Source organism: Vibrio sp. 1CM23M (assembly GCF_023161755.1).
GTDB classification, from domain to species: Bacteria; Pseudomonadota; Gammaproteobacteria; order Enterobacterales; family Vibrionaceae; genus Vibrio; species Vibrio coralliirubri.
In genome coordinates, this window is sequence record NZ_JALNTR010000004.1 from 101,025 (window position 1) to 115,587 (window position 14,563).

Genomic DNA, 14,563 nt, shown 5'->3' on the forward strand with positions numbered 1-14,563 from the left:
ATCAACTTGTTCGTATAGCTGGCCTTATCGCTAAGGCAACTTATCAGCAGTAGCCGTAGCTCATTAGACGCTGGTAACGACGCTCAAGCAGCGTTTCGTTATCAAACTGCTCTAGCTCTTCTAGCTGTTTAACTAACATGTCTTTCATGTTCTGAGCCGTTTGTGCAGGGTCGCGGTGCGCGCCACCTAGAGGCTCAGGAATGATTTCGTCGATAAGCTCAAGCTCTTTAAGGCGAGGAGCAATCAGGCCCATCGCTTCAGCAGCTTGTGGTGCTTTATCTGAATCGCGCCATAGGATTGAAGCACAACCTTCTGGAGAGATTACTGAGTACGTAGAGTACTGAAGCATGTTCACGTAGTCACCAACACCAATCGCTAGTGCACCACCAGAACCGCCTTCACCAACAACGTTACAGATAACAGGAACTGAAAGGCCAGCCATCACTTTTAGGTTTTTAGCGATAGCTTCAGATTGACCACGTTCTTCAGCACCAACACCTGGGTATGCGCCCGCTGTGTCGATGAAAGTGATGATAGGCATGTTGAAACGCTCAGCAGTTTCCATTAGACGTAGCGCCTTACGGTAACCTTCTGGCTTTGGCATACCAAAGTTACGGATCACTTTCTCTTTAGTCTCACGACCTTTCTGGTGACCAATAACCATAACAGGACGGCCATTTAGACGAGCCATACCACCCACAATAGCTTTGTCGTCAGCGTAAGCGCGATCGCCCGCCATCTCTTCAAACTCTGTGAATGCATGCTCCAGGTAATCTTTGGTGTAAGGACGTTGAGGGTGACGAGCAAGTTGAGCTACCTGCCATGCACCTAAGTCACTAAAGATTTTCTGTTTAAGCTCTAAGCTTTTTTTCTCTAGTTGTTCGATTTCTTTGTCTAGATCTACCGCTGTGTCACCACCGTGACGCGAAACGTCACGTAGCGCTTCGATTTTTGCTTCAAGTTCAGCGATAGGCTTTTCAAATTCTAGAAAGTTCAGGCTCATCTATGAATCCTTGTTGATTCAGCTCCGCATTCGCGAAGCTAAATTTTAGTTAAATTCGAGTTCTACTTGGCTATTTCCAAGCAGCTGTTTTAATTCGTCTAGCAATGTATCACTTGGCGTCACGCGCCATTCTGTGCCCAATGTTAACCGCGCTCTAGCGTCGGCACGCTGGTAGTATACATTGACTGGGACCGTTCCGGCTCTATAAGGTTCTAAGATTTGACTAAAGCGTTCAAAAAATTGACCGTTAATTTGGGATTGGTCGATAGATATCGACACCCCACGAGCATATTTCTCACGGGCGCTTCCTAAGTCCATGACCTCGCGCGCGGACATTTTAAGCCCGCCATTGAAATCATCAAAGCTGACCTGTCCGGAAACGACCACAATTTTGTCTTTTTCGAGCAGTTCTGCGTAGCGATCGAGCGCATCCGAGAACAACATCACTTCCATTCGGCCCGAACGGTCATCAAGTGTCATCAAACCGATTCGCGTACCACGCTTCGTCGTCATCACTCTCGCTGCAATCACCAAACCGGCAATCGTTAGTGATTGGTCACGACGCGTTGGCGTGGCATCTTTCAAACGACAGCTGGTGTATTTCGCTAACTCTTTGATGTAAGCGTTAACCGGGTGACCCGTTAAATACAAGCCAAGCGTTTCACGCTCACCCTCAAGCCAAACCTTCTCAGGCCATTTAGGCACTTGGGTATACTTGTGCTCAACCTCTTCCGGAGCGTCGGTCAACACACCAAACATATCAGATTGACCAAAAGACTCGGCATGGTGATGTTGGCTCGCCGCCTTCACCGCATCTTTCAAAGATGCCATCATCGCCGCTCGGTGAGGACCTAATCTATCTAAGGCTCCGGATAGAATCAACTTTTCGATAACACGTTTATTAACCTTCTTCAGATCAAGGCGTGCACAGAAGTCGAATAAGTCTTTAAAGTAACCACCCTTATTTCGCGCTTCGATGATCGCTTCAATAGGGCCTTCACCCACCCCTTTGATCGCGCCGATACCATAAACAATCGCGCCATCTTCATCCACGTTGAAACGGTATAGACCTGAGTTGATATCTGGTGGCAAAAGCTTGAGCTTCATACGGAAACATTCATCAACAAGGCCGATAACCTTCTCGGTGTTATCCATATCTGCCGTCATTACCGCAGCCATAAATTCCGCTGGGTAGTGCGTTTTCAGCCATAGCGTTTGATAAGAAACCAGTGCGTACGCTGCGGAGTGAGATTTGTTAAAGCCGTAGCCCGCAAATTTCTCTACCAAGTCAAAGATCTTCATGGCCAGCTCGCCATCAACACCATTGGCTTCAGCACCTTCTTTGAAGGTACCACGCTGTTTAGCCATCTCTTCTGGCTTTTTCTTACCCATCGCACGACGCAACATATCCGCTCCGCCAAGCGTATAGCCAGCAAGGATCTGTGCGATTTGCATTACCTGTTCTTGATACAGGATGATGCCGTACGTTGGCTCCAGTGTCTCTTTAAGCGATTCGTGCTGCCACGTTTCATCAGGGTAAGAAACCGCTTCTCGGCCGTGCTTACGGTCGATAAAGTTATCTACCATGCCTGATTGCAGAGGACCCGGACGGAACAAGGCTACCAATGCGATAATATCTTCAAAACAGTCCGGTTGTAGGCGCTTGATCAGGTCTTTCATACCACGCGATTCCAGCTGGAATACCGCGGTGGTTTCAGAATTTTGTAATAAGTTGAACGATGCTTGGTCATCAAGAGGAATCGATTCAATTCGAATCGGATCTTTACCCTCTTTTGCCAAACGAGGGTTCACTAACCCTAGCGCCCAGTCGATGATGGTCAGGGTACGCAGACCCAAGAAGTCGAACTTAACCAAGCCAGCCGTTTCAACGTCATTCTTATCGAATTGCGTTACTGGGAAGTTACCCTCGGCATCGGCATAGATTGGCGCAAAATCGGTGATCGTGGTGGGTGAGATTACAACACCGCCCGCGTGCTTACCGGCATTTCGCGTACAACCTTCAAGGATACGACACTTATCGATCAGCTCACGAACTTCTTCATCGCCATCGTAAAGCTCTGGCAATGCAGGTTCAGCAAGGAATGCTTTCTCTAGCGTCATGCCCGGATCTGGCGGTACAAGCTTTGAAATTCGATCGACAAAACCAAATGGGTGGCCCAGTACACGGCCTACATCGCGAATTACCGCTTTTGCCGCCATGGTACCAAAGGTGATGATCTGAGAAACGGCATCACGACCGTACATTTCAGCCACGTGATCAATAACTTGGTCACGCTTATCCATACAGAAGTCGATATCAAAATCGGGCATGGAGACACGTTCTGGGTTCAAGAAACGTTCGAAAAGTAGATCGTATTCAAGTGGATCAAGATCGGTGATATCAAGCGCGTAAGCCACCAAAGAACCGGCACCAGAACCACGCCCTGGACCTACTGGTACATCGTTGTCTTTTGACCACTGGATGAACTCCATTACGATCAAGAAATAACCTGGAAAACCCATGTTATTGACAACTTCGAGCTCGATCTTGAGTCGCTCATCGTATTCAGGTCTGCGCTCAGCGCGAACTTTTTCGTCAGGGAACAGGAACGCCAAACGTCGTTCAAGACCTTCTTCAGATTTCTTGATCAGGAAGTCTTCAATCGCCAAACCTTCCGTAGGGAAGTTAGGCAGGAAGTATTCACCCAGACGAACGGTCACGTTACAACGCTTGGCAATCTCAACACTGTTCTCTAGCGCTTCTGGAATGTCTGAGAACAGCTCACACATCTCTTCTTCACTACGTAGGTATTGCTGCGCGCTGTAGTTCTTAGGACGACGAGGATCGACCATAGTGAAACCGTCATGGATCGCCACGCGGATTTCATGAGCATCAAACAGGTCTTCAGTTAGGAAAACCACTTCGTTGGTTGCGACAACAGGCAGGTCTTCCTGTTCAGCAAGCTCTAACGCAAAGTGTAAGTATGACTCTTCATCGGGTCGTCCGGTACGAATCAGTTCCAAGTAAAAACGGTCGGCGAAGTACGTTTTGTAAAACTCGACGCTGCTTGCAACCAAATCACGGTTACCTTTCAGTAACGCCTTACCAATCTCACCTTCTTTGGCGCCCGATAGAATGATCAGGCCTTCTGCATTCTCAATTAGCCACTCTTTATCAATAACAGGCTGATGCTGAACGTGACCACGAAGGTAAGCTTTTGAGATAAGTAGCGTTAGGTTGTTATAACCTTTATTGTCCGTTGCGATAACGGTGAGCTTGGTCAACTCGTCACCGAATTCCGTAGACTGCATCAAGAAGTCAGCACCAATAATAGGTTTAACCCCACACCCATGGGCAGTACCGTAAAACTTCACCAAACCACACAGGTTGGTAAAGTCGGTCAATGCTAGAGCAGGCATACCCATTTCAGCGACTTTTTTAACTAGTGGTGGCACCTTGGATAGGCCATCCACCATCGAAAAGTCACTGTGTACGCGTAGGTGAACAAATTTTGGATCTGACATTATTTTTCCTGAGTTCTAGGTTTGAGCCTAGGATTACAACTGTGTGTATTCTATTTTTTTCTAATACAAGTTAGCAACTTTATTCGATGCCAAGCTCTAGTTAACGTAAAGCTCTAATCTATACCAAGAATACGTTTTACTGGCTTAAAGCTCTTGCGGTAATGCTCGGTTACACCATGTTTTTCAATCGCTTCGAAATGCGCTTTGGTCGGGTAACCTTTATGCTTAGCAAAACCAAACTCTGGATGAAGTTTATCAAGATCTTCCATCTCTTGGTCACGAACAACTTTTGCGATAATAGACGCCGCACTGATTTCAGCCACTCGCAAGTCACCCTTCACTATCGCAAGGCCGTCCATCGGCAGTTCTGGGACACGGTTTCCATCTATCAACGCCATATCAGGTTGAACGCTCAAACCTGCGATAGCTCGCTGCATAGCTACCATCGTCGCTTGCAGAATATTCAACTCATCAATTTCTTGTGGAGAGCAACGACCGACAGACCACGCTAAAGCTTTCTCTTTGATTTCCGGAAGCAACGCAAGACGCTTTTTCTCAGATAATTTTTTTGAGTCATTCAAGCCTTCGATTGGGTTGTTTGGATCGAGGATAACCGCAGCAGTCACAACGTCGCCAACCAAAGGGCCGCGTCCTACTTCATCCACGCCAGCAAACAGCTGGTAACCTTGCGGGTATTCAAATGGAGGAAGCTCTTTTTTCTCTTTTACTGCCATAACTAATCTCTTAATGTTCTGTAGGTAAGCGCTTTATGCTTCAACAAAAGGTCGGTCAATCAATTTCAATACTGCGTTAGCGGCTTGTTTGTCTGCGTCTTTACGGATCCAGTGATGCATCTCGGTAAAGCGTTCGATCAAGGCACTGTTATCGGCTGATAGCATTTTATCGACAGACGGGAACAAAAAGTCTGGGTGGCACTCTTCAAGAATATGCTCTTTCACGATCTCTTCACCGGCCAAAATATTCGGCAATGACACAAACTCAGTGATCGCCAATTTCTTAACAATGTAACCCGTCAGCTTATTTACTTTGTAACCAACCACCATAGGGCGTTTAAGCAACATACATTCGAGAGCCACGGTACCTGAAGCCAAAAGCACAGAATCAGCAGCGGTAATCACGTTGGTTGCCGTATCTTCGACTAACGTGAATTCAAGCTCAGGTGCGGTCGATTGCCAGATTTCAGTAAACTGCTTTTTACGCTGCTCGTTAACGAGCGCAACAACAAAATTGATATCCGGATACTTCTGCTTGATACGTTGGCAGGTCTCGATAAATGGCTGAGCAATCAACCCCATCTCACCGCCACGACTGCCTGGCAATACGGCTAACCACTGCTTGTCTTGATCAAGACCTAACAGCTCTCGAGCATCTTGTTTACTAGGCTCTAAAGGAATCGCGTCTGCCAACGTGTGACCAACAAACTCACAGGCAACGTTATATTTATCGTAGAACGCTTTTTCGAACGGCAAGAAAGCCAATACTAAGTCGGTTGCTTTGTCGATTTTAAAGATACGCTTTGGACGCCAAGCCCATACTGAAGGGCTCACGTAATGCACCGTTTTGATGCCAGCGTTCTTAAGGTCTAACTCAAGCCTTAGGTTGAAATCGGGCGCGTCGATACCGACAAAGACATCGGGTGGATTTTGAGTGAAATACTTAACCAGCTCCGCTTTTACTTTTAACAAGCGAGGTAAACGGCCAAGCACTTCAACTAAGCCCATAACGGCCAGCTCTTCCATCTCGAAAAGAGACTCACAACCTAGGGCTTTCATTTTCGGCCCGCCAATGCCAACGAACTCAGCATTCGGGTATTGTGATTTGATCGCTTTGATAAAGCCTTCACCAAGCGTATCGCCAGACAGTTCGCCGACAACAATGCCTACGCGCAATGGTTCATTCGAAACGAAGTCCGAGCTATTGGTTGCTGCTTCTTGCTGTGCCATAGTTTTCCAATTCCCTTGTTGCCTAAAACAAAAAAGACCGCCTAACGAGTAGCGATCTTTTTGTTATACCATTCTGATGAAGTAATTATTGTCATACTCACATTGATTGGTACATAACCACATCGAGTATTAACGAATAATACCGCGCTCAGAGTTCTCTAGCATTTCAAGCATAGGCGCTACCGAAGTAAACTCTTTTGCCATTTCAACTAAAGCTGCTTTCGCTTCTTCAAGTGTTTTACCTGAACGGTATAACTCTTTGTACGCTTTCTGTAGTGCACGAATTTCAGGTTTTTCAAATCCGTTACGCTTCAAGCCCACTAGGTTAAGACCGAATGGAGCCGCGTGGTTACCCTGTGCAAGTACGTACGGCAGTACATCTTGAACAACTGCAGAACAGCCACCAATGTATGCGTAAGCACCAATTGAGCAGAATGGGTGAATAGCAGAAAGTGCCATAACACCAGCGTAGTCGCCAACCGTTACGTGTCCGCCAAGAATAGCGTTGTTACCAATGTGAGTATGGTTACCAACAATAACATCGTGCGCTACGTGAGCATTAACACAAAGTAGGTTGTCATCACCAATTACAGTGGTTGCTTTGTCTTGAACCGTACCACGGTGGATTTGAACCGCTTCACGAATTACGTTGCGATCACCGATCACAACCGTCGTGTCTTCACCGCCGTATTTCTTGTCTTGGTTTTCTTCACCAATAACAGCGTGTGGGAATATGCGGTTTTCTTTGCCAATGGTAGTGTGACCTTTGATCACAACGTGCGACATGATTTCTGTGTCGTCACCAATGGTCACATTACCAGCAATGTAAGTGAAAGGCCCAACCGTCACGTTAGCACCGATAGTTACATCACCTTCGATTACTGCTGCCGGGTGAATTTTCGCTGTTTCATGAATCATATTAAAACTCTCTACGAGCACATTTAAGTTCAGCTGAACATACAACTACGCCATCAACCTTAGCAACACCGTTAAACGATGCGATGCCACGACGCTCTTTTAAGAATTCAACTTCGATAACCAGTTGGTCACCTGGTACTACTGGCTTACGGAATTTAGCTTTATCTACGCTAGCAAAGTAGTACAACTCGTTGCCAGAAGGCGCACCGAAAGATTTGAATGCTAGAAGGCCTGTTGCTTGTGCCATTGCTTCTAAGATCAACACGCCTGGGAATACAGGAAGCTGAGGGAAGTGGCCAGTGAACTGAGGTTCGTTAACAGAAACATTCTTAATTGCGGTCAGTGTTTTTTCTTTTTCAAAGCTAGTCACACGATCAACCATTAAGAATGGGTAGCGATGAGGTAGTAGTTCCTGAATTTCAGTAATGTTCATCGTTGTCTGTTCAGTAGTCAAAGTCGTATTCCTATGTATATTCTTTATTTAATTAGAAGGATTATAAACGAAAAAGACTCGCTGTACGCGAGCCTTTTATTAGAAATGCTGGAATTATGATTCCGCGCTCTTCTCAATAAGTTTTTCAACGGTTTTCAAACGCTTGTTCATTTCATCAATACGATGAACTCGCGTCGCTGTTTTACGCCAGTCTTTATTTGGCTGTAAAGGAATACCCGAAGAGTACATGCCTTTCTCAGTGATGCTGCGCATTACCATCCCCATACCGGTGATTGTAACGCCGTCAACGATTTCAATATGACCATTAATCACACAACCGCCACCAATAATACAGTACTTACCTATCGTCGTGCTGCCTGCAATGATAGTACCACCTGCAAGAGCTGAACCATATCCGATGTGAACATTGTGAGCAATCTGAAGTTGGTTATCTAGGATAACGTTGTCTTCAATGATTGTGTCATCTAATGCGCCGCGATCGATGGTAGTACACGCGCCAATTTCTACGCGGTTACCGATGCGAACCGAGCCGACTTGCGGGATCTTAACCCATTCGCCTTTCTCGTTCGCATAACCAAAACCATCAGAGCCAATAACAGTACTTGATTGAATCAGACATGCTTCACCAATCACCACTTCATGGTAAACACTTACGTTAGCCCACAGCTTAGTGCCTGCGCCAATTTTTGCATTTTTACCAATAAAGCAACCAGCACCGATGATCACATCATCACTAAGTACTGCACCAGACTCAATCACAGCGTTCGCACCAATAGACACATTTTGTCCAATGGTTGCATCGCTAGAGATTGAAGCAGAATCAGCAATATCCGCTGCGGGTGCAGGAGTAGTATCAAGCGCTTGAGCAACCTTAGCAAAAGCAACGTAAGGGTCACTAACCACAATAACGTTGGTCTTACACAGTTCGCGCTCACTCTCTTTAACCATAATAGCGGATGCTTTACAGTCACCTAGGTGCTTGCTGTACTTCACGTTAGAAAGGAACGTAATGTTGCCTTCTTGCGCTTTATCCATAGGAGCGACTGCTGAGACGGTAATCGTACCGTCTCCATGTAGCTCTCCCCCAGTAATCGTTGCCAATTCGGCTAAAGTCAGGTTCTTCATAAAACTTATTTCAGTGATTTAATTACTTGCTCAGAGATGTTGTATTCAGGCTTACCGTATTGTAGAGCTTGAATATCAACGATCATGTCGTAGCCTTCTTTCTCTGCAACTTTAGTTACAGCATCTTGAATCACTTTGAACAGCTTCTGCTTCTCTTGTGCTTCACGACGTTGACTTGCTTTTTCTAGTGCTTGAGCTTTGATTTTGTATTTGCTGTCTAGTTGGCCTACTTCGATACGAAGCTTCTCAACTTCTTCAGGACCTAGTAGCTCGCCATCACGCTTAAGCTTTTCAATCTTCGTTTTCGCTTCAGCTTGAATGCTCTGTAGCTCAGCCGCTTTATCTTTGAACTCTTCCTGCATTTTTTGAAGAACAACTTCACGCTGAGGTAGAGCCTGGAATACTTGTGCAGTGTTTACATAACCCACTTTTTGCGCAGCTTCAGCAGCTGTTGCAAAGAAAGAAGAGCTAAGAACTACAAGGCCTAAACCTGCTGCTTTAATCATATTTTTCAAAATATTGTCCTTTAAATATTAGAAAGTTCTACCAATGGTAAATGTGAAGAATTCCTCATCATCACCTTCGTAAATTTTAATTGGCTTCGCTAGAGAGAAAACCAGTGGGCCCATCGGTGACATCCATTGAAGAGCTGCACCATAAGATGAACGGTAATTTGTTGGATCGGAGTAATCGTAGTAGTACTGGCCACCACTATTCGGTGCACCACGGTCTACGAACTCTGTGTCCCACACACTTGCCATGTCGAAGAAGACACTGGTACGAATCTGGCTACGCGCTTCATCAGAAGCAAACGGTGTTGGTACAATTAACTCTAAGCTTGCCAAAGCAACCGCGTTACCACCCACTGAATCATCAGTAGCGGTATCATAGGTTGGGTTGTTACCTGTGCTGCTTCCGTAAACGGCTTTCGGGCCAGCTGAGTTAGAACCAAAGCCACGTAGGGTTGTAAAACCACCTGCGTAGTAGTTCTCGTAGAATGGGAACAAGTTATCGTTACCATCTGTTTGACCATAACCATTACCATAGCCTAATCGGCCACGCATCAATAGTGTGAACTCATGCTTTTTGGTCAGCGGGATGTAATGTTTTACATCGTACTGCATTTTGAAGTACTGAGCATCAGAACCGGGTACCGTCACCTTAGCAAAAGCACGTTGATGGTTACCTTCGGTTGGGAAGAAACCACGGTTAAGATTGTTACGCGTCCAAGAGATATTGATGTCGAAGTCATCGGTTAGAATGTGTTCGTCGCCATATTGGTCAATACTTCTCGCGAACTGTTCAACTTGGATATAGGTCGGAACGTTACCGATCTTGTTGTGCGTATAGCCAACACCAAACTCGAGACGGTTCAACTCATCCATAGGGAAACCCCATGTAAGGCTAGTACCATAACTTTGGTTGGTATAGTCGACAATACCCGCTTCAGAGGCTTCAAATTCGTTGTAGAAGATCTTACCGCCTAAGCTCACACCATCCAGGTTCCAGTATGGGTCACGGTAGTCTAAGCTCACGTTCTTTTGGTAATCGTTCATCATGGCACTTACGCCAACACGGTTACCAGAGCCCGCAAAGTTGTCTTGCTGTAAACCAACTTGGAAACTAACACCTGATTCAGTACCGTAACCAACACCAAAGTTGATGCTGCCTGAGTTTGCTTCCTTAACGTTGTAGACCAAATCAACTTGGTCTTCACTGCCAGGAACACGCACTGTTTGTACATCAACCGTTTCAAAGAAACCTAAACGGTTAAGACGGCTCTTACCGGTATCAATTGACTTAGAGTTAAGCCAGCTGCCTTCCATTTGACGCATTTCACGACGCAGTACTTCGTCTTTCGTTGAGTTATTACCCGTAAATCGAATATCACGAACATAGATACGGCTGCCCGCTTCTACATTGATAACCAACGACACTTCTTTGGTCTCATCGTCAAATTCAGGAATCGTGCGAACTTGTGGGTACGCGTAGCCAGATTCACCAAGAATTCGTTTTACGTTCTCTTCCAAAGACGTTACCGAAGAGCCGTTATAAGTATCGCCGTCTTCAAATGGCACTAACGCTTCGAAGTCAGCCTCACGACCGATTAATTCACCACGGAAAGAGACATCTTTAACCGTATAAGCTTCGCCTTCATCAAGGCCAAGTGTGATGTAAACACCTTTCTTGTCTGGAGAGATCGCCACTTGTGTAGAGTCGACCTTAAACTTCAGGTAACCACGGTCAAGGTAGTAAGATTTCAGCGCTTCAATATCACCGGCTAAGACCTGTTTCTGGTATTTTTCATCCGCAAGGAAATTCCACCATGCAACATCAACATTCAGATTGAAACGACTAAGCAGTTCAGAGTCTGAGAAGACTTCATTACCGATAAAGTTGATTTGCTGAATCTTAGCGGATACGCCCTCAGTAAACACAAACTTAAGGTCAGAACGGTTACGTGGCAGAGGTGTCACAACCGCTTTTACTGTCGCATTGTACTTACCCACGCTGTAGTAAAAGTCTTCAAGGCCTTTCTCAATGTTACTCAGCGTAGTGCGGTCAAGAGCTTCACCTTCACGAACACCAGACGCATCTAGGTTCTGCTGAAGCTGCTCTTCTTTGATCGCTTTGTTACCCGAGAATGAAATGCTCGCGATGGTCGGTCGTTCTTTCACTTGAACAACTAAAACACCTTCATCGCGAAGAACTTTAACGTCCTCGAAGTTACCTGAAGCATACAGTGCACGAATGATCTCAGATACATCGCTTTCATCCACTTCATCGCCAATACGCACTGGCATTTTCAGTAGAGCAGCACCAAGTGCAACACGCTGTAAACCTTCGATCTTGATATCTTGAACCACAAAGTTTTGTGCTCCATTCGCAGCCACACTAGTGGCCAATAGACTTGCGAACAGAATTTGCTTAATCGCCATACTTATTCTAATTATTCCTTGCTACTACCAATGCCTGTGAGAAACCATTCACAGACGAGTAAAATCATTAAATATTGCCAGAGCCATCAAAGAGAAGAGGATTGCACCTCCCACTCTGTACCCCATTTCCTGAACTTTTTCAGGCACCGGTTTACGAGTAACGGCCTCAATAGCGAAAAAGAGCAAATGTCCGCCATCAAGCATAGGCAGCGGAACCAAATTAATAATCCCCAAGTTAACACTAATCAGAGCCAAAAAGCCTAAGAAGTAAACCAAACCGTAATCGGCGGTTGTCCCTGCACCTTTGGCTATTGAAATCGGGCCACTCAAGTTATTTAAGCCAACATCACCGACGATGAGCTTCTTAAGCATTGTCAGCGTCAAACCAATGATTTGACCTGTTTTATCAAATGCTTTTCCTACAGACTCAATTACACCAAATTGTAACTCAAAGCGATAATCTTCTGGCCATTCTGCGACTTCTGGAGCAATACCTGCATAGCCGATTGTGGAACCATCAGAAAGCTCGCGGCTTTTTGGCGTCATAACTAATGACTGTTCAGTTCCATTTCGCAGAACTACAAGGTCCAAGGCTGTCATCGGGTTTGAACGGATTAACTCAACAACCGACTGCCACTGTTCAATAGGCTGCCCATTAATCTCAACAATTTTGTCGCCAGCTTCTACCCCTGCATCGTATGCCGCACCGTCATCAATGACTTGAGCGAGCACTGTCGATATCTCTGGAGAATATGGTCTAAAGCCCAGCGTTGTCATTGCAGATTCAGTTTCTGGATTGAATGACCAGTCTGAAATATCCAATGTCATCTGTTGTTCAAAGCCGATATCGTCTTGAGAAGAAACCGTTACTGTCATGGACTGATCACCAATATGCGATATCAACCCCATATTGACTGATTCCCAATCTGCGGTTTTGATTCCCGAAATAGATTTAAGTTCCATTCCAGTTTCAATTCCGGCTTGTGCAGCAATAGATTGCGGAGTAACTTCACCAATTACGGGTTTAACCGCCGGCACGCCAATCAAAAATACAAGCCAATACGCAAAGACGGCAAAGATAAAGTTAAACGCGGGACCTGCACCAACTATCGCCGTTCTTTTCCACAATGGCTTCTTATCAAAAGCGTATTGTTGTTCGTCTTCAGAAAGGTCGTCTACACGACCATCAAGCATCTTAACGTAACCGCCCAATGGAATGACAGACAAGCTGTACTCTGTGCCATCACGGCCAACTTTGCTCCAGATTGATTTGCCAAAACCAATCGAGAATTTCTCAACTTTCACACCACAGCGACGAGCAACCCAGAAGTGTCCAAACTCATGAACAGCGACCAGAATACCAAGCGCTACAATAAAGGATGCGAAGTTCCACAGAATTCCACTCATGCTAGCTGCTCTTTAATAAATTGATTGGCTATTTGACGAGACATATTATCGAGCTCGAGAAGGCTTTCCAAGCTATCTAAGCCCTCAGAGTTATGTTGTTCACATACTTTGCTCATAACATGCTCGTTAATGACGGCAATATCGGTAAATTTCACTCGATTGTTCAAGAAAGCATCGACTGCAATTTCGTTTGCTGCGTTAATTGCGGTTGTAGCGTGCTGACCTAGGTAGCAAGCTTCAATCGCTAATCTTAAACATGGGTAACGGCTAAAATCTGGTTCAAGGAAAGTAAGCTCGCCCACTTTGGTGAAATCCAGAGGCTTAACACCCGCTTCTGTACGCTCAGGGTAAGACATCGTCAAAGCGATTGGCGTCGCCATGTCAGGTTCGCCCATTTGCGCAAGCACAGAGCCATCCTTGTACTGGACCATAGAATGAATCACAGACTGAGGATGAATAATCACTTTCAACTGCTCTTGAGACGCATTAAATAACCATTTAGCCTCAATGTACTCTAAGCCCTTATTCATCATAGTCGCGGAATCGACCGAGATCTTAGGACCCATAGACCAGTTAGGGTGTGCGATAGCTCGTTCTGGTGTTACCGACTCCAGCTCAGCAACGTCCGTATAACGGAAAGGACCACCCGAACCAGTCAAAAGAATATGGTTGATACCGTTCTCTTCTAAATCACAACGGCCTAGGTTAGTTTGTACGTTTTGAGGCAAGCATTGAAAGATAGCATTATGTTCACTATCAACTGGAAGTAGTTCAGCGCCGTATTTTGCTACTGCATCGATAAACAACTGCCCAGACATTACTAAGGCTTCTTTATTAGCAAGCAAGATACGCTTACCAGCCTTAACCGCAGACATAGTAGGAAGTAAACCAGCGGCACCAACAATCGCGGCCATTACCGTGTCTACGTCCTCTAGAGAAGCAACCTGACACATGCCTTCAGTGCCTGAAAGCACTTTTACGTTAGGGTAACTCGCGGACAACACTTCAGTCAGTTGAGACGCTGCATCAGGGCAAGCCATAGCAACATAGCTTGGTTGCCACTTTTCAACTAGCGCCAGCATCTTTTCAACATTCGAGCCTGCAGCCAGTGCAACCACTGAATAGAGATCTGGGTTTTGCTCAACGACTTTTAGTGTACTTGCACCAATTGAGCCGGTGGCGCCAAGGATAGTTAGATTTCGCATCACATATGACCGTAGAAATGTAA

11 protein-coding genes are annotated in these 14,563 nt (G+C 45.6%); all 11 read right to left on the reverse strand.

Features of this window, described 5'->3' with window-relative positions:
• Positions 1-43: 43 nt before the first annotated feature.
• Positions 44-1,003: an acetyl-CoA carboxylase carboxyl transferase subunit alpha gene (accA, locus tag MSG35_RS14720; RefSeq protein WP_017060731.1), complete on the reverse strand. Its 960-nt coding sequence runs from the start codon at positions 1,001-1,003 to the stop codon at positions 44-46.
• A 45-nt stretch (positions 1,004-1,048) separates the two neighbouring features.
• Complete coding sequence (gene dnaE, locus MSG35_RS14725) at positions 1,049-4,528, reverse strand: DNA polymerase III subunit alpha (protein WP_248384425.1); 3,480 nt, start codon at positions 4,526-4,528, stop codon at positions 1,049-1,051.
• A 113-nt stretch (positions 4,529-4,641) separates the two neighbouring features.
• Positions 4,642-5,262: a ribonuclease HII gene (rnhB, locus tag MSG35_RS14730; RefSeq protein WP_017063371.1), complete on the reverse strand. Its 621-nt coding sequence runs from the start codon at positions 5,260-5,262 to the stop codon at positions 4,642-4,644.
• 33 nt (positions 5,263-5,295) lie between these two features.
• Positions 5,296-6,492, reverse strand: coding sequence for a lipid-A-disaccharide synthase (gene lpxB / locus MSG35_RS14735; RefSeq protein WP_050619939.1), 1,197 nt, complete (start codon positions 6,490-6,492; stop codon positions 5,296-5,298).
• 129 nt (positions 6,493-6,621) lie between these two features.
• Positions 6,622-7,410 carry an acyl-ACP--UDP-N-acetylglucosamine O-acyltransferase gene (gene lpxA, locus MSG35_RS14740; protein WP_017632525.1) on the reverse strand — a complete coding sequence of 263 codons (789 nt, stop codon included), beginning with the start codon at positions 7,408-7,410 and terminating at the stop codon, positions 6,622-6,624.
• Position 7,411: 1 nt separating this feature from the next.
• Positions 7,412-7,864, reverse strand: coding sequence for a 3-hydroxyacyl-ACP dehydratase FabZ (fabZ, locus tag MSG35_RS14745; RefSeq protein WP_009847408.1), 453 nt, complete (start codon positions 7,862-7,864; stop codon positions 7,412-7,414).
• 93 nt (positions 7,865-7,957) lie between these two features.
• Positions 7,958-8,989, reverse strand: coding sequence for a UDP-3-O-(3-hydroxymyristoyl)glucosamine N-acyltransferase (gene lpxD, locus MSG35_RS14750; RefSeq protein WP_248337065.1), 1,032 nt, complete (start codon positions 8,987-8,989; stop codon positions 7,958-7,960).
• A 5-nt stretch (positions 8,990-8,994) separates the two neighbouring features.
• The gene (locus MSG35_RS14755; RefSeq protein WP_017063367.1) at positions 8,995-9,495 is read right to left on the reverse strand and encodes an OmpH family outer membrane protein; all 501 of its coding nucleotides are present in this window, start codon (positions 9,493-9,495) and stop codon (positions 8,995-8,997) included.
• Positions 9,496-9,522: 27 nt separating this feature from the next.
• Positions 9,523-11,928, reverse strand: a complete 2,406-nt coding sequence (gene bamA, locus MSG35_RS14760) for an outer membrane protein assembly factor BamA (protein ID WP_248384427.1) — start codon at positions 11,926-11,928, stop codon at positions 9,523-9,525.
• A 48-nt stretch (positions 11,929-11,976) separates the two neighbouring features.
• Positions 11,977-13,335, reverse strand: a complete 1,359-nt coding sequence (rseP, locus tag MSG35_RS14765; RefSeq protein ID WP_248384428.1) for a sigma E protease regulator RseP — start codon at positions 13,333-13,335, stop codon at positions 11,977-11,979.
• Complete coding sequence (ispC, locus tag MSG35_RS14770; protein ID WP_050619941.1) at positions 13,332-14,540, reverse strand: 1-deoxy-D-xylulose-5-phosphate reductoisomerase; 1,209 nt, start codon at positions 14,538-14,540, stop codon at positions 13,332-13,334. The genes rseP and ispC overlap by 4 nt, the downstream gene beginning before the upstream one ends.
• Between the last annotated feature and the right edge of the window lie 23 nt (positions 14,541-14,563).